Annotated in this window: 20 protein-coding genes, 1 tRNA gene and 1 riboswitch; of the genes, 8 read left to right on the plus strand and 13 right to left on the minus strand. The window is 41.2% G+C overall.

The window, feature by feature from the left end; translation table 11 throughout:
* Positions 1-35: 35 nt before the first annotated feature.
* The 5 genes from WA338_RS00350 to WA338_RS00370 all read right to left on the minus strand — a co-directional run bounded on the left by WA338_RS00350 (position 36) and on the right by WA338_RS00370 (position 5916).
* Complete coding sequence (locus WA338_RS00350) at positions 36-2201, minus strand: prolyl oligopeptidase family serine peptidase (protein ID WP_272987236.1); 2166 nt, start codon at positions 2199-2201, stop codon at positions 36-38.
* Positions 2202-2393: 192 nt separating this feature from the next.
* Entirely contained in the window at positions 2394-3383 is a 990-nt protein-coding gene (locus WA338_RS00355) for an aspartate-semialdehyde dehydrogenase (RefSeq protein ID WP_272987235.1), read from the minus strand.
* A gap of 298 nt (positions 3384-3681) precedes the next feature.
* Entirely contained in the window at positions 3682-4101 is a 420-nt protein-coding gene (gene mscL / locus WA338_RS00360) for a large conductance mechanosensitive channel protein MscL (RefSeq protein WP_272987233.1), read from the minus strand.
* A gap of 75 nt (positions 4102-4176) precedes the next feature.
* The gene (alr, locus tag WA338_RS00365) at positions 4177-5274 is read right to left on the minus strand and encodes an alanine racemase (RefSeq protein ID WP_272987232.1); all 1098 of its coding nucleotides are present in this window, start codon (positions 5272-5274) and stop codon (positions 4177-4179) included.
* A complete protein-coding gene (locus WA338_RS00370) occupies positions 5275-5916 on the minus strand; it encodes a thymidine kinase (protein ID WP_009782062.1) in 642 nt (213 codons plus the stop codon).
* Between the two features lie 101 nt (positions 5917-6017).
* On the opposite strand from WA338_RS00370, the gene WA338_RS00375 reads away from it, so the two are divergent.
* Both WA338_RS00375 and rsmI read left to right on the plus strand, forming a co-directional pair.
* Positions 6018-6893, plus strand: a complete 876-nt coding sequence (locus tag WA338_RS00375; RefSeq protein ID WP_009782063.1) for a hypothetical protein — start codon at positions 6018-6020, stop codon at positions 6891-6893.
* Positions 6894-6895: 2 nt separating this feature from the next.
* Positions 6896-7573 (plus strand): 16S rRNA (cytidine(1402)-2'-O)-methyltransferase, encoded by a 678-nt coding sequence (gene rsmI, locus WA338_RS00380; protein WP_009782064.1) that lies wholly within the window; start codon positions 6896-6898, stop codon positions 7571-7573.
* 90 nt (positions 7574-7663) lie between these two features.
* On the opposite strand, the gene WA338_RS00385 is transcribed toward rsmI, so the two are convergent.
* Both WA338_RS00385 and WA338_RS00390 read right to left on the minus strand, forming a co-directional pair.
* Positions 7664-7990: a hypothetical protein gene (locus WA338_RS00385; protein ID WP_009782066.1), complete on the minus strand. Its 327-nt coding sequence runs from the start codon at positions 7988-7990 to the stop codon at positions 7664-7666.
* Positions 7990-8391: a hypothetical protein gene (locus WA338_RS00390; protein ID WP_009782067.1), complete on the minus strand. Its 402-nt coding sequence runs from the start codon at positions 8389-8391 to the stop codon at positions 7990-7992. Before WA338_RS00390 ends, WA338_RS00385 begins: the two co-directional genes overlap by 1 nt.
* A 95-nt stretch (positions 8392-8486) precedes the next feature.
* Between WA338_RS00390 and WA338_RS00395 the strand changes: the two genes are divergently transcribed.
* The 3 genes from WA338_RS00395 (at position 8487) to WA338_RS00405 (ending at position 12223) form a co-directional block, all read left to right on the plus strand.
* On the plus strand, positions 8487-10061 hold the full coding sequence (locus WA338_RS00395; RefSeq protein WP_272987231.1) for a hypothetical protein: 1575 nt from the start codon (positions 8487-8489) through the stop codon (positions 10059-10061).
* Between the two features lie 61 nt (positions 10062-10122).
* Complete coding sequence (gene recJ, locus WA338_RS00400; protein WP_272987230.1) at positions 10123-11814, plus strand: single-stranded-DNA-specific exonuclease RecJ; 1692 nt, start codon at positions 10123-10125, stop codon at positions 11812-11814.
* A gap of 61 nt (positions 11815-11875) precedes the next feature.
* Positions 11876-12223, plus strand: a complete 348-nt coding sequence (locus WA338_RS00405) for a hypothetical protein (protein WP_009782070.1) — start codon at positions 11876-11878, stop codon at positions 12221-12223.
* On the opposite strand, the gene WA338_RS00410 is transcribed toward WA338_RS00405, so the two are convergent.
* Positions 12220-12999 (minus strand): UDP-2,3-diacylglucosamine diphosphatase, encoded by a 780-nt coding sequence (locus WA338_RS00410; protein ID WP_009782071.1) that lies wholly within the window; start codon positions 12997-12999, stop codon positions 12220-12222. The genes WA338_RS00405 and WA338_RS00410 overlap by 4 nt on opposite strands.
* A gap of 9 nt (positions 13000-13008) precedes the next feature.
* On the minus strand, positions 13009-13461 hold the full coding sequence (locus WA338_RS00415) for a 6-pyruvoyl trahydropterin synthase family protein (RefSeq protein WP_009782072.1): 453 nt from the start codon (positions 13459-13461) through the stop codon (positions 13009-13011).
* A gap of 247 nt (positions 13462-13708) precedes the next feature.
* Between WA338_RS00415 and WA338_RS00420 the strand changes: the two genes are divergently transcribed.
* Positions 13709-14356, plus strand: coding sequence for a 2OG-Fe(II) oxygenase (locus tag WA338_RS00420; protein WP_040533064.1), 648 nt, complete (start codon positions 13709-13711; stop codon positions 14354-14356).
* Positions 14357-14361: 5 nt separating this feature from the next.
* On the opposite strand, the gene WA338_RS00425 is transcribed toward WA338_RS00420, so the two are convergent.
* Both WA338_RS00425 and WA338_RS00430 read right to left on the minus strand, forming a co-directional pair.
* Positions 14362-15696 carry an MATE family efflux transporter gene (locus tag WA338_RS00425; RefSeq protein ID WP_009782075.1) on the minus strand — a complete coding sequence of 445 codons (1335 nt, stop codon included), beginning with the start codon at positions 15694-15696 and terminating at the stop codon, positions 14362-14364.
* A 43-nt stretch (positions 15697-15739) separates the two neighbouring features.
* Positions 15740-16243: a GNAT family N-acetyltransferase gene (locus tag WA338_RS00430; RefSeq protein WP_272987229.1), complete on the minus strand. Its 504-nt coding sequence runs from the start codon at positions 16241-16243 to the stop codon at positions 15740-15742.
* Positions 16244-16409: 166 nt separating this feature from the next.
* On the opposite strand from WA338_RS00430, the gene WA338_RS00435 reads away from it, so the two are divergent.
* Positions 16410-16483 (plus strand) — tRNA-Ala (locus WA338_RS00435).
* A 118-nt stretch (positions 16484-16601) separates the two neighbouring features.
* The gene (locus WA338_RS00440) at positions 16602-16955 is read left to right on the plus strand and encodes a hypothetical protein (protein WP_272987228.1); all 354 of its coding nucleotides are present in this window, start codon (positions 16602-16604) and stop codon (positions 16953-16955) included.
* Here the strand turns inward: WA338_RS00440 and WA338_RS00445 are convergent.
* Positions 16952-18262: a voltage-gated chloride channel family protein gene (locus WA338_RS00445; protein WP_272987227.1), complete on the minus strand. Its 1311-nt coding sequence runs from the start codon at positions 18260-18262 to the stop codon at positions 16952-16954. The genes WA338_RS00440 and WA338_RS00445 overlap by 4 nt on opposite strands.
* Positions 18263-18308: 46 nt before the next feature.
* A riboswitch (Fluoride riboswitch) is annotated at positions 18309-18373 on the minus strand.
* A gap of 80 nt (positions 18374-18453) precedes the next feature.
* Entirely contained in the window at positions 18454-18843 is a 390-nt protein-coding gene (locus tag WA338_RS00450; protein WP_009778399.1) for a hypothetical protein, read from the minus strand.
* Between the last annotated feature and the right edge of the window lie 98 nt (positions 18844-18941).

The raw sequence follows: 18941 nt of genomic DNA on the forward strand, positions 1-18941 counted from the left end.
GGTCTTAATTTAAGTGGTTACAAAAGGCTCCGCAGTTAGCCTTTGATTTCTGATTTAGTTTTTTCAGGAAGCACGTCAAAGCCCATATTGTAAAGCGTAAAGGCAAAAATATCTGCTGTTTGCTCAATTTGCTTACTTACCGGAGTTCCGGCACCGTGGCCGGCATCGGTCTCAATACGTATCAAAACAGGTGCGTCACCGGCTTGTTTCTCTTGCAATTCTGCTGCAAATTTAAAACTGTGCGCAGGAACCACGCGATCATCGTGATCTCCTGTCGTTACTAAAGTCGCAGGATATTTTGTTCCGGCTTTTACATTATGAACAGGAGAATAACCTTTAATGTACTCAAACATTTCTTTGCTGTCTTCTGAAGTTCCATAGTCGTATGCCCAGCCAGCTCCGGCGGTGAATGTATGATAACGCAGCATATCCATCACGCCCACTGCAGGAAGCGCTACCTTCATCAAATCGGGTCTTTGCGTCATCGTTGCACCCACGAGCAAACCACCGTTAGAACCCCCGCGAACTGCCAAATAATCGCTTGAGGTATAGTTTTCTGAAATGAGGTATTCTGCGGCAGCGATAAAGTCATCAAAGACATTTTGCTTTTGCATTTTGGTACCGGCGTCGTGCCATTCTTTACCATATTCTCCACCACCACGCAGGTTAGGCACGGCATACACACCGCCCATTTCCATCCATATCGCATTTGTGATGCTGAACGAAGGCGTAAGCGAAATATTAAAACCACCATAACCATAAAGAATGGTTGGGTTCTTACCGTTAAGTTCTAAACCTTTTTTAAAGGTGATGATCATAGGAACTTTTGTACCGTCTTTTGAGGTATAAATTACTTGCTTGCTCTCGTAATTTTCAGGATCAAAATTGATCGCCGGTTTACGGAACAATTCAGAAGTTCCAGACTCGATGTCGTATTTGTAAATACTTCCTGGAGAGGTATAGTTGGTAAAACTGTAATAAAGTTCTTTATCTTCTTTTTTAGCACCAAAACCGCCGGCGCTTCCGATACCGGGAAGTTCAACTTCACGTACGAGCTTACCCTCGTAATCGTATTGTTTTACTTGCGAAACCGCATCAACCATATACTCTGCAAAAAAGTAACCACCACCGGTAGAGGGCGAAAGCACATTTTCGGTCTCCGGGATAAAATCTTCCCAGTTTTCTGGAGTTGGATTAGCAGCATCCACGGTAACAATCTTACGGTTGGGCGCATCTTTGTCGGTCACAATGTAAAGTTTAGAACCTACATTTTCGATCACAGAAGTATTGGTTTCTTCCGTATCAACAATCGCAACAAAATCGGCATTTGGCTTGCTCAGATCTTTGATATAAAGCTTGTTTCCCGACGTTGCATTACTAGCGCTCAAGATCAAGTATTTATTGTCTTCTGTAGTCCCGGCACCAATGTAGCGATGCTTTTGCTCAGGCGTACCGCCAAAGATCAGTTCGTCTTCTTTTTGAGCCGTATTCAGCTTGTGGTAATACACTTTATGCTGATCTGTTTTTGCTGAAAGTTCGCTGCCGTCTGGCTTGTCATAACTCGAGTAGTAAAACCCGTCGTTCTCGCGCCAAGAGATTCCGCTAAATTTGATATCGACCAAAGTATCTTCGGTGATCTCTTTGGTTTCAGCATCCATAACCAAAACCTTCCTCCAGTCGCTTCCACCTTCAGAAATACTATACGCAGCAAGTTTTCCATTATCTGAAAAACTAAGTCCGCCTAGTGAAACCGTACCGTCTTCGGCAAAGGTGTTAGGGTCTAAAAATACTTCTGCAGTAGAAGGATCTTCACCGGTTTTATAACGGTAGATCACATATTGATTTTGCAGTCCGTCATTTTTGTAAAAATAGGTGTAATCACCTTCTTTAAAAGGAGCGCCAATTTTCTCGTAGTTCCAGATTTTCTCAAGCTTTTGCTTGATTTCATCTTTAAACGGAATCTTATCTAAATAGCCAAAAGTGGCTTTATTTTCTGCTTTTACCCAAGCCTCAGTCTCGGCACTGCGATCGTCTTCAAGCCAGCGATACGGGTCGGGAACTTCGGTGCCAAAATAGGTGTCAACGGTATCTACCTTTTTCGTTTCAGGATAAGTCACTGCCATTTCAGGGGATTTTTTTTCATTGGTTTCACAGGCGCTGAAGAGAATCGTAAGTGCGCCCACATACGCTAATTTTTTCATTTGAAGCAAAATTGAATTCTTTCAAATATAGTCAGTAAACTTCCTCAGGGCAAGCCTAAGAGGCATTGCTTGGGAACGAATTTTCAATTTCGAGGCAAGCATCGGAGTATTAAACCCTTTGGCGGTGCCAATAAAAAAAACCTCCGAAACGGCAGGTCTCAGAGGTTTGTGAAATTATTAGGTTCTTTTAAACTAAACCAATTCTTTAGCTGCTAGATATTCAGCGATTTGAACCGCGTTGGTTGCTGCACCTTTTCTCAGGTTATCTGCAACGACCCACATATTTAGCGTGTTTTCTTGAGAATAATCACGACGAATACGACCTACAAACACATCGTTTTTACCTTCAGCGTAAATAGGCATTGGGTAAGTATTGGTATCCGGATTATCTTGAACGGTAACGCCATCTTGCGCTTGAAGCAGTTGGCGAACTTCCGCCAGGTCAAAATCATTTTCAAACTGTACGTTGATCGCTTCAGAATGGCCACCCACAACCGGGATGCGTACCGCTGTAGCGGTAACTGCAATCGTGTTATCACCTAAGATTTTCTGAGTCTCGTTAACGAGTTTCATTTCTTCTTTGGTATACCCATTTTCGGTAAATACATCACAAGCAGGGATTGCATTGCGGTGAATAGGATATGCGTAAGCCATATCACCTTGCTCTCCTTTGTATTCATTTTCTAACTGTTGAACCGCTTTAACTCCGGTTCCTGTAATCGACTGATAGGTAGAGATCACAAGACGCTTGATCTTGTATTTCTTATGTAAAGGTGCCAAAGCCAAAACCATCTGAATGGTAGAACAGTTAGGGTTAGCGATAATTTTATCTGAATCTTCTAGTTCTGAAGCATTGATCTCAGGAACAATAAGTTTTTTTTCAGGATCCATTCTCCACGCAGAAGAGTTGTCTACCACGGTAGTACCAACTTCGGCAAACTTAGGAGCAAACTCTAACGAAGTGCCACCACCTGCAGAAAAAATCGCGATATCAGGACGTGCTGCGATCGCATCTTCCATAGAACTAATGGTGTATTCTTTGTCTTTATAGGTAACCGTTTTACCTACCGAGCGTGCGCTTGCAACAGGTATTAATTCGGTTATGGGGAAGTTGCGTTCTGCCAATACTTGCAACATTACGTGGCCTACCATCCCGGTAGCACCTACAACAGCTACTTTCATAATTTTAATCTTTAGCGTATGTCAATCTCTATATGAGAGATAATTTAAATGGTTTATTAGTGCTGAAAAACAGCCAGTCCCGCAGCTTATCTCTTTGCGGACGCCAAAAGTAGCAACACTTTGTAAAAAAGCAGACTATCTTATTAAAAATATACACATTTGTTTAAAAAGTGACATTTTGTATGTTTTAAAAACATTATGTTATTTATATAACAAAAAAGAACCCCCGAATTTCTTCGAGGGTTTAATTAAAATTAATCTGCAGTGCAGCGGTTTGTGCCGTGAGGCACACAAGCTTTTATTTCTTTCTCAATTCGTCGCGAATTTCGATAAGTAATTCTTCTTGAGTAGGTCCTTTAGGAGCAGCTGGTTTAGGCTCTTCTTTTTTCTTGGTTTTCTCATAACCTTTCAACAACCAGTAAATCACAAAGCCAATGATGATAAAATCAATAACCGCTTGTAGAAAGTTACCGTAGGTCATAATTGCTCCACCGGCTTCTACAGCAGCTTCAACTGTATCATACTCGCCGCCATCCAGAGAAAAGAACAAATTATTGACATTCTTGCCTCCCATTAAAACGCCAATAACCGGCATAATCACGTCTTTTACAAGAGAGCCAACGATCTTGTTAAACGCTCCACCAATGATTACAGCTGTTGCCAGAGCAACAATGTCTCCCTTCATTAAGAAGGCTTTAAAATCTTTAAAAAATGCCATTTTTGAGTCGGTTTTTAGTTAATTAAGGTTCTAAGATAGATAAATATTAAAAAGTCGAAAAGTAGAAAACGTTAGTTATTCTATAATTTTTCGTTCTATACGTTGAGAAACTGCTGTAATTAACTCATACGGAATACTTTTAATGCGGGCAGAGAGCGCCACTGCTGATGCCCCTTTTCCAAAAATGACCACCTCGTCTCCTTCTTCACAATCAATTTTGGTCACATCAACCATAATCATATCCATACACACATTACCTATGATCGGGGCCTTTTTACCATTGATCATCACATAGCCGCGCCCTTTACCGTAAGCACGTGAAATTCCATCGGCGTGGCCAATGGGCAACGTGGCGCTTCGGCCTAATTTTGCAGCTGTATGTGCACGATTGTATCCTACGGTTTCACCAATTGCGATATCGTGAATTTGAGAGATCACGGTTTTTAGGGTTGCAACCGGTTTTAATTTTAGATCTTCCTCCTGTGTATTACCATAGCCGTAAAGTCCGATTCCGGAGCGCACCATATCAAACTGCGCCTGTGGGTAATTAATTATTGCCGAAGTATTGCTTTGATGTAGCATGGGAGTATATCCTAAACCTGCGATCATATGCTTGGCATTGTTTTCAAAAGTTTCAATCTGCTGCAAAGTAAAAGTACGTTCGTTTGGATCTTCACTGGCTGCGAGATGAGAGAAAAGCGACTTTACCTTCAACGCTTCGGTGGCGTGAAGTTGTTCAAGAATATCTTTTTCATTCACGTCTTTAAACCCTAGACGGTTTAGGCCGGTGTTGAATTTTATATGAATAGGATAAGCCTTTAATCCTTGTGCTTCAGCAATTTCGGTAAAAGCTTTCAGTACTCTAAAACTATAAATACTCGGCTCAAGCTGATGTTTTATAATTTGGTCAAAGTTTTCGATTTGCGGGTGCAGCACCAAAATAGGTGTTTTTATTCCTGCTTCGCGTAGTGCAACGCCTTCTGCGGTATAAGCAACCGCTAAGTAATCGATACCTTTTTCTTCTAGTTTTTTTGCCACAGCAACAGACGCGCTTCCGTAGGCGTATGCTTTTACAACGCCCAGCATTTTTACGTCTGGTTCTAATTTAGACCGAAGATAGTCATAGTTATGGCTTAAGGCATTTAGGTCTAGTTCTAGAACAGTGTGCGACATTTATTCTTTTGTTTTAGGGTTTTTAAGTTCTTCGGGGTCTTTAACCTCAATGGTTTTAAGACGTTCCCGTAACATTGCTTTATAATAAGCACTACGGCTTAAGGGTTCATATTCTTCAGTTTCTCCCAGCAATACAAGATCATCGCTGGTTGCTTTTCTATAGCTGAATTGCGCCAGATTTCCCGTACGGGTACACACGGCGTGTACTTTGGTAACATACTCTGCGGTAGCCATAAGCGCAGGCATAGGGCCAAAAGGGTTTCCTTTAAAGTCCATATCCAGACCGGCAACAATGACTCTGATTCCGCGGTTGGCAAGATCATTACACACCTTCACGATTTCTTCATCAAAAAACTGGGCTTCGTCAATACCTATCACATCACAACCGTCTGCAAGAATAGGAATATTAGCCGCAGCAGGTACCGGAGTAGATCTTATTTCGTTAGCATCATGAGAGATGACCAGCTCATCATCATAGCGGGTATCTATAGCAGGTTTAAAGATTTCAACCTTTTGTTTGGCAAACTTGGCACGCTTTAATCGGCGAATTAATTCTTCGGTTTTACCCGAGAACATAGAGCCACATATGACTTCTATCCATCCAAATTGCTCTTTATGATTAACGGTATTTTCGAGAAACATTTCGTACTTTTCAACCTCTTAAAGGGCAAAGGTGCTATTCTTTGAGGGCTTAGCAAATTTATTAAAAACCCCAGCAAATAAACAGAGCAAACAAAAAACTTATGAAGAAGAAATTAAAATCTGACTTGGTGAGCCTGGCGCACAAGATTTTAAAACTTGACTCAGAGAGTGACTACGAGACCCTAAAAAATGAAGCTCAGAAGATTTATGAAGCACTATCTGTTCTTGCTTATATAGAGGCTAGTTTTGACGCGGGGCAACCTGCAACAGATAAAGCCGAAATTATAAAAGCTTTAGAAGATGAAAATACTGAAGTGATTGCAGAAAGTATTCAAGAAATTCAACAAGAACAGGTTGAAGAAACTCCCACTGAAGCACCCCAAAAAGAGGAAACCGAATTGGAACGCATCGCTCGTATAGCGGCGGCCAACGAAGAACTTTTTGAGCGTTTAAGAACTCCCGAAGAACCAAAGCCTAAAGCAGAAAATCCCAAACCGAAAGAGCAAAAAGAACCCAAGATCAATCAGGCTTCTTTGCATGAACCGGTGATGGAAAAGATCAAGGATATCGTTGCACAAATGCCGCCGGAAGCTGACGCTATTGAAGCGATGTTTCAGCAAATCACACAGCAACCTGATGCGGTGAAAAATGATAAAGACGAGATAGGCGAATATGGTCGTATAGCCGAGTTTGAAGAGGATGAAAAACCACAGGAGAGCAAGCCAAAACGCTTGAATGACCGTATCTCTCGCGGACTTTCCTTTGGACTTAATGATCGTATTGCGTTTATAAAGCATCTTTTTAACGGCAGCGATACCGATTATAACCGGGTGCTTTCTCAACTCAACACCGCAAATTCTGAAGAAGAAGCATTTAACCTTATCGACCAAATGGTAAAACCAGACTATAACAATTGGGAAGGTAAAGAGATGTATGAGACGCGCTTCAAAGAGCTTATCGCTCGTAAATTTGATTAAAAATGGGTAAACTTTACCTTGTTCCCACGCCTATTGGCAATCTGGAGGATATGACCTTTAGAGCGGTAAAAGTACTGCAAGAAGCAGATCTTATTCTTGCCGAAGATACCCGCACCAGTGGGAAGCTTCTCAAACATTTTGAGATCACAACACAGATGCATTCGCATCATATGCACAACGAGCATAAAACGGTTGAAGGTCTTGTAGACCGCATTAAAAACGGTCAAACGCTTGCATTGATAAGTGACGCAGGAACTCCGGCTATTTCAGATCCCGGATTTTTATTAACGCGTGCTTGTGTAGAAGCAGGCTTGGAGGTTGACTGTCTGCCGGGCGCCACAGCTTTTGTCCCGGCTTTGGTTAACAGCGGGCTACCTAATGATAAATTTGTTTTTGAAGGATTTCTTCCGGTGAAAAAAGGAAGACAAACCCGCTTTTTACTTCTGGCGGAAGAAGAGCGCACGATGATCTTTTATGAAAGTCCGCATAAGCTGGTGAAGACCTTAAAAAACATGGTAGAATTCTTTGGTGAAGACCGAAGCATTTCGGTTTCCAGAGAGATCTCAAAACTACATGAAGAGACGGTACGTGGTACCGCAGCCGAGGTTTTAAAACATTTTGAGGCCAAAGCGCCTAAGGGAGAAATTGTGATTATCGTAGGAGGAAAGCCTAAAAGCTAGGCAGTTTCTGCGACTTGTTTAGTTTCAGGCTGCAACAAGTCTAGAAGTCGGTTGATGTCGGCTTTAGCATAGCCTTCAATGATCACTTGTTCAGACTTCTTTTTTTGATTTGAAAATGATGAGGCGATCCTCATAAGCTTCCACATATTTTATTTGAGAAAACCTATAAGTATAACTTCCACCTTTTTCTAGTTTAAAAGAAATCATATGCTTGGTATATCGCACATAGTTCTTCAGCTTAAAAGGAATAAAATGCGGGACAAACAAAAGCAGCATACCCAGAGGTTGAATCAAGGTCCCAAATACAGTTTCTTTTAAAGAAAGCATTCCTACTAAAAACAGAACAAAGCCTACAGCAGCAACGGCTAGTCGCCAAGGTTCATTTTGATTGATAAAAGTGATGTTTTTAGCGCTCATTAATTGTTGTTTTTTAAAATATTCTCAAAAAGAAGCACATCTTCAGTGGCGTAAGACTCGAGGTCCAGCACTAATCCAGGACTTGCTTTGAATAGAATTTCAATGGACTTTCCGTTTACTTTAATTTTTGAGATCGCTTTTCTTTTAATGATTTGTTGAACCCCGGCGAGTTTTAGATTAATGCGTTTTTGGTCATATTGAACCCAATGTGCTTTTTGTTTGCGGTAACTATAGATAATAAGCAGTACACTAAATAGACTATTAATAATGACGTAGGTGCTTACATTTTCAGTTTCTGAAAAAAGAATTTTATAACTAGAAAAGCCCATCGTCAGAAGAATTACTCCTAAAATAAGCAGATTGCTTGTAGAAAAGGTTTTATAAAATTTAATGCGCTTCATGATTGTGAATAAGGAATGTAAATTACACAAAATCAATTAGAAATAAAATGAGGCTAATTTGTAACTTGTACGCTCCCAAATCTAACAATACTGCTATGTACTATAAATTACTTATTGTTTTTCTGGTTTTTTCAAGTTCTTGTCTGGGACAAGGTTTGCCCTTTAAAAAGGTAAATGAGTTTTATCTTAATGGTGACACGCGTGTCATAGGCAACACCATTTTAAGCGATCATCCCACGCGCGTTTATAGACGTTCTAAAGGTCTTAATGATCGTACAGAGATGGTTTATATAGATGTAGATAACAACAAGGAAACATATAGTTCGAGCAGTGCTACATTAGAATTACCGGAACACGCACGTATTAAATATGCGGGTTTATATTGGGCAGCTACCTATCCCGGGGAGCGCGGTAAACAGAAAACACGCAAAAACAGAATTGACTATGTGATCAAGAAAAAGCGGAGTATTCCTTTTGATCAGGTACAGCTACAGCTGCCGGGAAGTGACGCGTATCATTCGGTTATGGGCGAAGTGCTCTATGACGGTATGCAGGATCAAATCACCGAGCTAAAAAATGCTGCTCCCTACGTTTGCTATAGTGATATCACCACCTTGTTACAAACAGAAAACGCAAGATCGGGTACCTATACGCTGGCGAATGTTACGGCACTAGAAGGTTATATGTACGGTGGGAGTTCTGCCGGGTGGATGCTTTATCTGGTTTTTGAAGATCCTGAAGCACCTTTACAATATTTTGCCGGCTATCACGGCTTCAGTTTTATAAATCCTAACAACTCACAAGAGTTAGATTTCAATAATTTTAGAGTGGTAGAAAATGGTTCGGTAAATACCTCGATTACCTTGGCAGCGCTAGAAGGCGATTTGATTTTGGTTGGTGACCAAGTTGGGGTGTACAGCGAGAAAGAAGATGAGTTTGTTCCGCTTAAGAGTCGCGTACGTTATGCCAATAATTTTTTCAACAGCAGTATAACCATAGGTGATAAAAAGTATATTGATCGCATTCCGGAAAACTCAAACACGCTAGGATTTGACTTGGCTAAAGTTGATATTCCTAACGAAAACAATGCATTGATCGCTAACGATGCGACGCGTATGAAGCTTCAGTTTAAAACAGAATCAGACCGATTGTTTGTATTCTTTAATGCTTTTCAAACTGAAATAAGCACGGATTTCTATCAGCGTGTGATCGTTGAAGGTAAGCCAGACCGTATTCCGAATAAAGCAACACTTACAACTCAAGAAGGGGTGAAAAATCGCGCTACTACTGAAGCAGAAAAAGAAGATGTGGCAGTATTAGGAAAGGATGGAGAGACCCTAAAGACTGTTGAAGGTTCTCAAGAAATTCCGGTAGATCGGCCTCAGGCTTTACAAGATATGCTGGCAACAAAGCCCATGGCGGTACCGGGAATGGAGCGCGGTTATTACATCGTAAATCATGTTTTTGCGCAGCGTAAAAATGCACTACGCTGGCAAGAGAAAATGAAATTAAGAGGTCTTTCACCGGTTCGGTTTGTTAATCCAGAAAACAACTATCATTACATTTATATTGATTACAGCACCAACCCTGATGCGCTGTACGAGCGATTGGTTGAGTTTAGAAAATTGAATGATTTTGAAGATGCTTGGATTATAAAAGTAAATTTGTAATCAAATAGCTGTTGGTTGAGACCAACGTCAATACGAATCCCACTTAAAATTTATTGCAGCAATGCGATGGACACTCAAACCTATTCCTGAAACTGAGAAAATCAACGCTTTTGCTAAGCAGCTGGCCATACCTGAGAAAATCGCGCAGCTTCTAATACAGCGCGGAGTAGATACTTATGATAAAGCCAAAGCTTTTTTTAGACCCTCGTTAGAAGACTTGCACGATCCGTTCTTGATGAAAGATATGGATAAGGCGGTTGCCCGTATAAATTCGGCAATAGCTCAAAACGAAAATATTTTGGTTTACGGAGATTATGACGTTGACGGGACAACTAGTGTTGCGTTGATGAGCAGTTATCTCAAGAGTTTACATCCGCAAGTGGCGACCTATATTCCCGATCGTTATGCCGAAGGTTATGGTGTTTCTTATACAGGTATAGATTATGCGCACGACAATGACATCACGCTCATCGTTGCGCTGGATTGCGGGGTAAAAGCAATTGAAAAAGTTGCCTATGCTAAGAAGCTCGGGATCGATTTTATAATTTGTGATCACCACCGTCCCGGTGCAGAAATTCCGGAGGCAGTTGCGGTTTTAGACCCAAAACGGGAGGATTGCGATTATCCGTATAAAGAGCTATGCGGTTGTGGCGTTGGTTTTAAATTGATTCAAGCAATGGAGCAGGAGAAGGGCTTACCGGTAAAAACCCTGGTGCCCTATCTGGATCTTGTGGCAACTGCGATTGGTGCTGATATTGTGCCCATTACCGGTGAAAACCGAGTGCTGGCATTTTACGGTCTTGATGTGATCAATACCCTGCCTCGAACCGGAATTCAAGCTTTGATCGAAAATGTGAACAAAGACGAACTCACGATCACCGATGTGGTCTTTATCATCGCACCACGCATTAACGCGGCGGGAAGAATCAAACACGGTCTACACGCCGTAGAATTACTTACCGAACAAGATTATGAGCGTGCGCAGGAAATGGCTTCAGGGATCGAAGGTTTTAACGCAGAGCGGAAAGATCTTGATAAGGTAATCACGCAGGAAGCCTTATTGCAAATAGAAACGAATAAAGAAGAAAACCGAAAAACCACCGTGGTTTTTCAGGAAAATTGGCACAAAGGTGTGATTGGTATTGTGGCTTCAAGATTAACCGAAACCTATTATCGACCAACTTTAGTATTTACTAAAAGTGGCGAAAAGTTAGCCGCGAGCGCACGTTCTGTAAAAGGTTTTGATGTGTATGATGCTTTAGAGCAGTGTAGCGAACATATAGAACAGTTTGGTGGGCACAAATATGCTGCGGGTCTCACCCTTGGAGAACATCAATATGAAGGTTTTAAACAAAAATTTGAAGAAGTGGTAAGCAGTTCTATTGACGAGCGCTTGCTTATTCCTGAGATCACCATAGATGCCGAACTTGAACTTGATGATATCACTCCAAAATTTTACCGTATTCTTCGGCAATTTGCGCCGTATGGCCCTGGAAATATGACTCCCGTGTTTATGAGTAAAAATCTCACTGATACCGGTTACGGTAAATGTGTAGGTGCAGATGAAACCCATTTAAAATGCAGCGTCACCCAAAATGGAAGTCAGACTATTGGAGCCATTGGTTTTGGGCTGGGTTCCAAATGTGATTTAATTCAGCATAAAAAACCTTTTAAAGCCGCATATTCCTTAGATATTAATGAATGGAATGGTACTAAAAGCATTCAGTTGAAACTGCGGGACATTCAGGAATAATTAATATTCTATTTAGATTTGTTCTAAATAACTTCTGTATATTTGTTTCAAACCTTAGGTTATGAAGCATATTGATATTATTTACCGCAACGATAGTGGCATTTCGTTTTACTGGAAAACTTCAAAACACAGCAGTATTAAAGCGCAGGTTGTTTTTAGGGATATGGGATTTTATTTTACGCTCGATCAACTCAAAGCGTTTGCGCATTTAACTCAGGATACGCTAGCACAAAGCACTTGCAAAGATTGCCCTGCACCACGGGAATGCCGGTCGTTATTGCTTAAAACGCCTTCTCCAGATGTTGATCTGGCGGTAAGTCGGGATGAGGTTTATGCTATTCAGGATCTTTTAGATCAGACGATTTTAAGAATGGAAACGCAACAGTTTATGCAAACCGCATTAAACTAAAAGCTGTATTCTTTCAATTCAAAAGATGTTCCGTCAAAAACACCATAAGTGTAATGTGTGATCCAATCGCCTAGATTGTAATACGTGGAAGATTTGCCAACTTCGATCGTCATCGGTAAATGCCGGTGACCAAAAATGAAGTAATCGTAGTGTGCGGTTTCTAATTTCCGCTTGGCGTATGTAGCCAACCATTCATTTTCTTCTCCAAGGAAATTTTGATCGTCTTCACCACTTATCAACTTATTTTTTACGGAAAGATGCTGTGCTACTCGCACTCCAATATCAGGATGCACCCAACGGAACAACCACTGAAAAAACGGCGAAGTAAACACTTTTTTCATGCGTTTGTAGCCTTTGTCTCCAGGGCCCAGACCGTCGCCGTGGCCTATAAAAAAGCGTTTGTTGTTCAAGTCAAAAATGCGCGGCTCGTGATAAACAGGAATGTCGAGTTCGGTTTTAAAGTAATCCTTCATCCACAAATCGTGATTTCCTACAAAAAAGTAGATCGGGATGCCCTTATCGCGCAGTTGCGCCAGTTTACCTAAAACGCGTACAAAGCCTTTAGGAACAACGGTTTTATATTCAAACCAAAAGTCAAACAGATCACCCAATAAAAAAATCGCTGCAGCATCTGCTTCGATCGCGCTCAACCAAGCGATAAACTTTTTCTCGCGGGGTTTGCTCGCTTCAGCAGTAGGTGCGCCCAAGTGATTATCACTAGAGAAATACACCTTTTTTCCTTCAGGGATATGTATTGCTGTTATGGCTTGATTCATACTTGAAGATTACGCATTATCAGCGGCATACCATTCAGCAAAACTGGTATCGGTTTCCTGCAATTTCAGCGAAAAAAGATTGATATTTTCCGGAAGGTGTTTCTTTATTTTTTCAGCAAAATCAATCACCATCATCTCGCTGGTAGGTTGATAATCTACCAACAACACATTATGCCCACGGTCTGAAAGTTCTTTGGCCAGCTCAACGTGCGGCGTATTTTTATTAAAAACTGTCGCGTGGTCAAATACATCTACGATCTCGCTTTTCACTATTCTTTTAAGATCACCAAAATCGATAACCATCCCAAACTTCACATTGTTGCTATCTGAAATAGGCGTCCCGATCACCGTTACCGAAAGTTTATAACTGTGGCCGTGCACATTGCGACACTTGCCATCGTAGCCATAAAGTGCGTGACCGGTTTCAAAAGAGAACTGTTTGGTGATGCGAATGTTGCTCATAACTATTTTTTAAATTTTCTAACCAAAACCACCACGATAAGTGCAATCGCAAAAATGAGGTAAATACCGGTCCCGCTTAAAAACTGTAAAATATCCATAAATGATATGATTAATTAGGCAAAAGTAACAAAGTCTAAGCGGCGCACCTAGAAAATAATCAAGGGCTTAAAAATTGCGAATTTCGCAATGTTTTTTGTGCGTTATTTGTGCGCAATTTTTGATCCTATTTTTGAGGATTTTATCGCCTATGAATACACAGCTTTTTGAGCAGGTAGATTTTGTTGAAAACCCTACCTATGAGCAGGTTATTACAGATTTACTTGCTTGCAATTATGCCATTGTAGATGACTTTTTTTCTTCGGAAGAAATTGAAGAATTAAGACAATCGCTGAAGGAAGTTTACGAGGCAGATCGTTTTAAAAAGGCAGCTATTGGCAACAAGTTTAATGAAGAGATCGATAAGACCATTCGAGGAGACTTTATTAAATGGATCAATGAAGCTGAAGGAAGACCGCAAGAGCACTTATTTTTTGCTAAAATAAATGACCTTGTTGCCTATCTAAACCGTACATGTTTTCTGGGAATTCTTCAGAAGGAATTTCACTATGCGATTTACCCAAAAGGCACGTTTTATAAAAGGCATCTGGATACCTTTCAAAATGACGATCGCCGTAAACTCTCGATGGTTTGCTATTTAAACGACGACAGTTGGGTGGCAAGCAATGGTGGCGAACTCACGATTTATCTGCCCGAAGGAGAAGGAGAGCGTGCGCTTGATATCATTCCTAAACCCGGTCGCGTGGTGATTTTTGAAAGTCAAATTCTGGAGCACGAGGTAAAACCGGTATTGGCTTCAGAGCGTTTGAGCATTACGGGCTGGTTAAAGACGAGGTAGCTTTTTTAGTCTACTTTTGGTTTAAAGCGTTTTCTGAACTTGAGAATAAGTGCGCCACTTCGTACCATCATCCAAACGGAAAAAGCGATCCAGACCGCGTAGAGTTTCAGTCCAAAATAATCCCCAATAAAAATCGCGGGAACAAAACCTAGAAATGTGGCGGCCATCAGTACGTTGCGCAGGTATTTCATTTCGCCCATTCCTTTAAAAATTCCGTCAAAAATAAAGGCGAGGGCGTTTAACGGTTGCATGAGAATTACCACGAAAAACAGCGCTGTAAATCGTGCGATCACTTCGGGTTCTTTACTGAAAATTAATCCGATAGGTTCATATAAAATGGCAGAGATAAGCATCAATCCGCCGGCAATGATCAGGCTGTACTTGCTCAGCTTTTTACTCAACTCCCAAAGACTTGTGTAATCTTTAGCACCGAGAAAACGGCCTGCGAGAATGTTTCCGGCAGCGGCATATCCATCAATGAAAAATGCCGAAAATAACCAGATGTTGATCAAAATAGTTTGTGCCGCAATGTAGGAAGCGCCATAATCTGTAGCAAACGAATTGGCAAGATATAAGGCGAGATTTAAAGCGATGGTACGTACAAAAAGGTTGAGCGCCATACCCACGAGCCTCCATAGTTCGGGATGAATTGGGAAGAGGAGTTTTAGGCTTACATCGGTTTTGATAAGCACAAGAATCAGTGATAAAACTGCCATTAACGCTTGCGCACCTAGACTGGCATACGCAGCACCTTCAATCTGCATTGCGGGAATGTAGCCCTCGATTCCATAGACTAAAATAAAATCGAGCAGAATATTCACACCGGCACCAATTATTGCAACAACCATTGGCCAAAAGGTATTTTGTAATCCTCTGAAGATGCCAAAAACAGCAAAGGTGAATAAGGTGAGAGGGAAACCCCAAACCCGAATGGAATAATACTGCACGCAGTAGTCGAGGATGAGCCCCGAGGCATTATAGAGCGAAAAAATAGCTTCAATAAAGGGAAGCGTGGTGACCAAGATCACAATACTCAACAGGATATTGAAATAGATCGCCTGCGCCGGAAGCGTGCTGATCTCGTCAATTTTATCAGCACCATAATACTGCGCGATGATGGCTTGCAATGCGCTACGCGTTTGGCCCAAAATCCAAATAAGCGCAGACAAAAACGAACCCACAATACCCACAGCGGCAAGAACTTCTGTAGCATTATCAGGCACATTGCCCACCACAGCCGCATCTGTTGCAGAAAGTATAGGTTCTGCAATACCCGCCAATAATGCCGGAACAGCAAGACGGTTTATATTTTTAAAAGAAAGCGGGTTGGTTGTGGTCATGAGTTTTAGTGTATGGCGAAAATAAGATTTCTAAAGCCGGTATTTACAACACGAGTTCGTAGCAGTAAAACGGAAATTCACTTTGCTTGGGAAAATAGACCGGTTCAAGCTTTTGATAACCCCGTTTAGTATAAAAAATATTATTCCTCTCATTTTTACTGAAGGTGTCCAGCCTAACGGAAGCAAAACCTTTTTCCCGGGCATAATCTTCTGCAAATTGCATCATTTGCTGTGCGATTCCCTGACCTTGCGCTTCAGGATGAACCGCTAGCCGATGAATGTAAATACAGCGGGCATCAGAAGGCGTCAGCCAGGTGATTTCTTCATAAATCTCATCTTTCAACGTGGAAACCACAATAGTACCCAGAATACGCTCTTGGTGCCTGTAGATGTAAAGTTCGTTTCGTTTAATATCCTCTTCAAAAGCTGCGCGCGATGGGTAGTGTTCATTCCATTGATAAATACCTTTTGCGATCATTGCTTTTGCGCAAGCGACGGTCACTTGCAAGATTTCATCAATATCTGCAGAAGTAGCGGGTCGTATCATTTAGGGAGGTTTTTTGCAAAAATGAGGCATTTACGCTGAATGTAAAAAGCATCAGCAGCAAAAATGATAATTGGGATGTTTATTAAGGAATTTGGTTATATTTACGCCCTCCAAATGGGGATGTAGCTCAGTTGTTTATTCTACGATATACGCTGGCGCAAAAAATGGGGATGTAGCTCAGTTGGCTAGAGTGCTTGACTGGCAGTCAAGAGGTCGTGGGTTCGAATCCCATCTTCTCCACAAAAGAAAACCTGAAGCAGAACTGCTTCGGGTTTTTTGATTTTATACGATGTTGATTCACTTTGCGTTATATATTTTGAGCTGGTATTAGCAGCTCGTAAACTAACCAAAGCGCAAGATGAAAGCCAAACCCATATTAATTTCCATTTTAATCTATTTACCCTCAGTGTTGCTCGCTGTTTTTTATGTTCCAACGGCGCTTGACAAATTGCTCGATCCTAATCAAACAGGGAAAATTGTACAAAGCAGTGCGGTGATGCTTACCGCAGGAATTTTTATTCTTACGGGACTTGCCTTATTCTATTATCATAAAACAATGCTGTGGGGCGTAACGATGCTTTCGCTTTATATGCTTCCGGTTATTGGCATTCACCTGTATAAAGGCAAACCAGCCGAAGTATTAATGCTTATTTTGATGAGTACGCTTTTTGCAGCATACATAAGAAAACCTGAAGTATTTGAGAGGAATTAAAGCTCTTTGTTTGTTCTTTTCTCGCTGATTCCAGAAAGCAAACTGCCTTTTTCGTTGTTGTAATGGGTGTTTTTAGGGCTTCCGATGATTTGCGCAGCGTAAACTCCTGAATGACCAGAAAAGAGGTAAGCGGTGCTACACGCAATGGCGATAAATACGCCAGATTCAATCCCAAAAAGTTCGATGCCCATAATGGTGCACGCAATTGGTGTGTTGGTCGCGCCTGCAAAAACAGCAACAAATCCCATACCTGCGAGAAGATCCATCGGTAAGGGAATAAACCAGATCAATGCATTTCCTAAAGTCGCACCGATGTAGAACAAGGGTGTTACCTCGCCACCTTTAAATCCGGCTCCCAGTGTAAATGATGTGAATAATACTTTGACAAGAAAATCATATTTGTTCATCGCTTCGCTAAACGAATCCACAATGGTGGGAACTCCAAGACCTATATATTTTGTGGTGCCTATCAAGTACACCGCAATGGCGATCACAACACCTCCAATAAAAGGTCGTAGCGGCGGATATTTAATGTATTTTTTGAATTGCGAACTCCAAAAATGTGTGCTTTTTGAGAACAGCATACTCACCAAACCGAAAATAATTCCGGCGAGAAGTGCCCATAACAGATTGGCCGGGTTCATTTCGGCAATTGAATTTATGTGATAATGCGTGTGACCCACATTCCAGGCTTGGCAGAAATAATCGGCAAGTACGGCCGCAAGAAAACTCGGTACGATCGCATCTAGCCGAATTCTTCCGAGAATAAGAACTTCTAAAGCAAAAATCCCTCCGGCGAGCGGTGTTCCAAAAACCGAAGCAAAACCGGCACTTATCCCGGCGATGAGTAGAATTTTTCGGTCTTGATTATTCAGTTTAAAAATTTTGGTGAATTGATCGGCAACTGCGCCACCTATTTGTACTGCCGTACCTTCACGACCGGCTGATCCTCCAAAAAGATGCGTGGCGATGGTACCAAACAATACCAAAGGCGCCAATTTAAATGGAATCACTTTTTTAGGCGTATGAAATTCTTCCAGCAACAGGTTATTTCCTTTTACGACGCTGTTTCCGTAGAGGTGATAAGAAAGACCAACAAGAAAACCGCCAATAGGAAGTAGCGCAATAATCCATAAATGAGCTTCCCTATAATTGGTAGCCCATTCTAAACTGAGCAGAAAAAATGCCGAAATACTGCCTGCAATCGCCCCGATCAAGGTGCAGATGATAATCCATTTAAAAAGATAAACCAGAGAAGGAATTTGCTCGATTGAAGTGAGCGAGCGCTTGAATTTGTCTAAGTTCATACTGCCATATATAAATGATTCTACTTTGACCTCGCGTTTGCGGGCCGGTTAAGTAGAAGTCATCAGCTTGCTAAGAAGCGGTTTGAGGCAGACCTCATTGCCTGTGATTGAAGCAACAAAGATAAAATAAATCTTTAAAGTGCTTTAAGAAAACAGCTTTTACTGAATAATCAAGATTTAATGCTTAGATTCTATTTATTCTGGTCAAACAAGGCTTTTACGTGCGGCTTATTGATCTCAATAATTGAAAAGATTCCCAGAAGAATTCCTAAAATACCGGTAAGGCAATTGAGAATAGCAACGATAAGCACAAAGGTGTAATTGCGTGCTTCACCAATGTATTTGGCGCCTAGCAGCGTTACAATCCCAAAAATTAAACTCATGACGAAGCCTATCCCGCAAATGATCCCGAAAAAGGTAGACATATCAAAAGGCGTCTCGGCATTTTGGTTGACTTCAGTAAAAATAAAATTCATAAAGAAGCCGTAGCCTATAAAGAAAACAGCACCCAGAAGGTTGAAGATTCCTTTTATGATATAAAGGATGCGGTAGGTGTTGAGGTTGTTGGTTTGAGTTTCCATAATTTGATTGATGTTGATGATTTAAACTATAGGTATGTAAAATCGAAAAATGTTACACTGCTATAGATCGCATAAAAAACCCCGAATACTTCAGCATT

Source organism: Leeuwenhoekiella sp. CH_XMU1409-2, assembly GCF_037029365.1.
GTDB classification, from domain to species: domain Bacteria; phylum Bacteroidota; class Bacteroidia; order Flavobacteriales; family Flavobacteriaceae; genus Leeuwenhoekiella; species Leeuwenhoekiella blandensis.

Bases quoted from the DNA above. Each gene is read 5' to 3' on its own strand.
- WA338_RS00350 (WP_272987236.1), bottom strand. From the start codon at position 2,201: ATGAAAAAATTAGCGTATGTGGGCGCACTTACGATTCTCTTCAGCGCC.
- WA338_RS00355 (WP_272987235.1), bottom strand. From the start codon at position 3,383: ATGAAAGTAGCTGTTGTAGGTGCTACCGGGATGGTAGGCCACGTAATG.
- mscL (WP_272987233.1), bottom strand. From the start codon at position 4,101: ATGGCATTTTTTAAAGATTTTAAAGCCTTCTTAATGAAGGGAGACATT.
- alr (WP_272987232.1), bottom strand. From the start codon at position 5,274: ATGTCGCACACTGTTCTAGAACTAGACCTAAATGCCTTAAGCCATAAC.
- WA338_RS00370 (WP_009782062.1), bottom strand. From the start codon at position 5,916: ATGTTTCTCGAAAATACCGTTAATCATAAAGAGCAATTTGGATGGATA.
- WA338_RS00375 (WP_009782063.1), top strand. From the start codon at position 6,018: ATGAAGAAGAAATTAAAATCTGACTTGGTGAGCCTGGCGCACAAGATT.
- rsmI (WP_009782064.1), top strand. From the start codon at position 6,896: ATGGGTAAACTTTACCTTGTTCCCACGCCTATTGGCAATCTGGAGGAT.
- WA338_RS00385 (WP_009782066.1), bottom strand. From the start codon at position 7,990: ATGAGCGCTAAAAACATCACTTTTATCAATCAAAATGAACCTTGGCGA.
- WA338_RS00390 (WP_009782067.1), bottom strand. From the start codon at position 8,391: ATGAAGCGCATTAAATTTTATAAAACCTTTTCTACAAGCAATCTGCTT.
- WA338_RS00395 (WP_272987231.1), top strand. From the start codon at position 8,487: ATGTACTATAAATTACTTATTGTTTTTCTGGTTTTTTCAAGTTCTTGT.
- recJ (WP_272987230.1), top strand. From the start codon at position 10,123: ATGCGATGGACACTCAAACCTATTCCTGAAACTGAGAAAATCAACGCT.
- WA338_RS00405 (WP_009782070.1), top strand. From the start codon at position 11,876: ATGAAGCATATTGATATTATTTACCGCAACGATAGTGGCATTTCGTTT.
- WA338_RS00410 (WP_009782071.1), bottom strand. From the start codon at position 12,999: ATGAATCAAGCCATAACAGCAATACATATCCCTGAAGGAAAAAAGGTG.
- WA338_RS00415 (WP_009782072.1), bottom strand. From the start codon at position 13,461: ATGAGCAACATTCGCATCACCAAACAGTTCTCTTTTGAAACCGGTCAC.
- WA338_RS00420 (WP_040533064.1), top strand. From the start codon at position 13,709: ATGAATACACAGCTTTTTGAGCAGGTAGATTTTGTTGAAAACCCTACC.
- WA338_RS00425 (WP_009782075.1), bottom strand. From the start codon at position 15,696: ATGACCACAACCAACCCGCTTTCTTTTAAAAATATAAACCGTCTTGCT.
- WA338_RS00430 (WP_272987229.1), bottom strand. From the start codon at position 16,243: ATGATACGACCCGCTACTTCTGCAGATATTGATGAAATCTTGCAAGTG.
- WA338_RS00440 (WP_272987228.1), top strand. From the start codon at position 16,602: ATGAAAGCCAAACCCATATTAATTTCCATTTTAATCTATTTACCCTCA.
- WA338_RS00445 (WP_272987227.1), bottom strand. From the start codon at position 18,262: ATGAACTTAGACAAATTCAAGCGCTCGCTCACTTCAATCGAGCAAATT.
- WA338_RS00450 (WP_009778399.1), bottom strand. From the start codon at position 18,843: ATGGAAACTCAAACCAACAACCTCAACACCTACCGCATCCTTTATATC.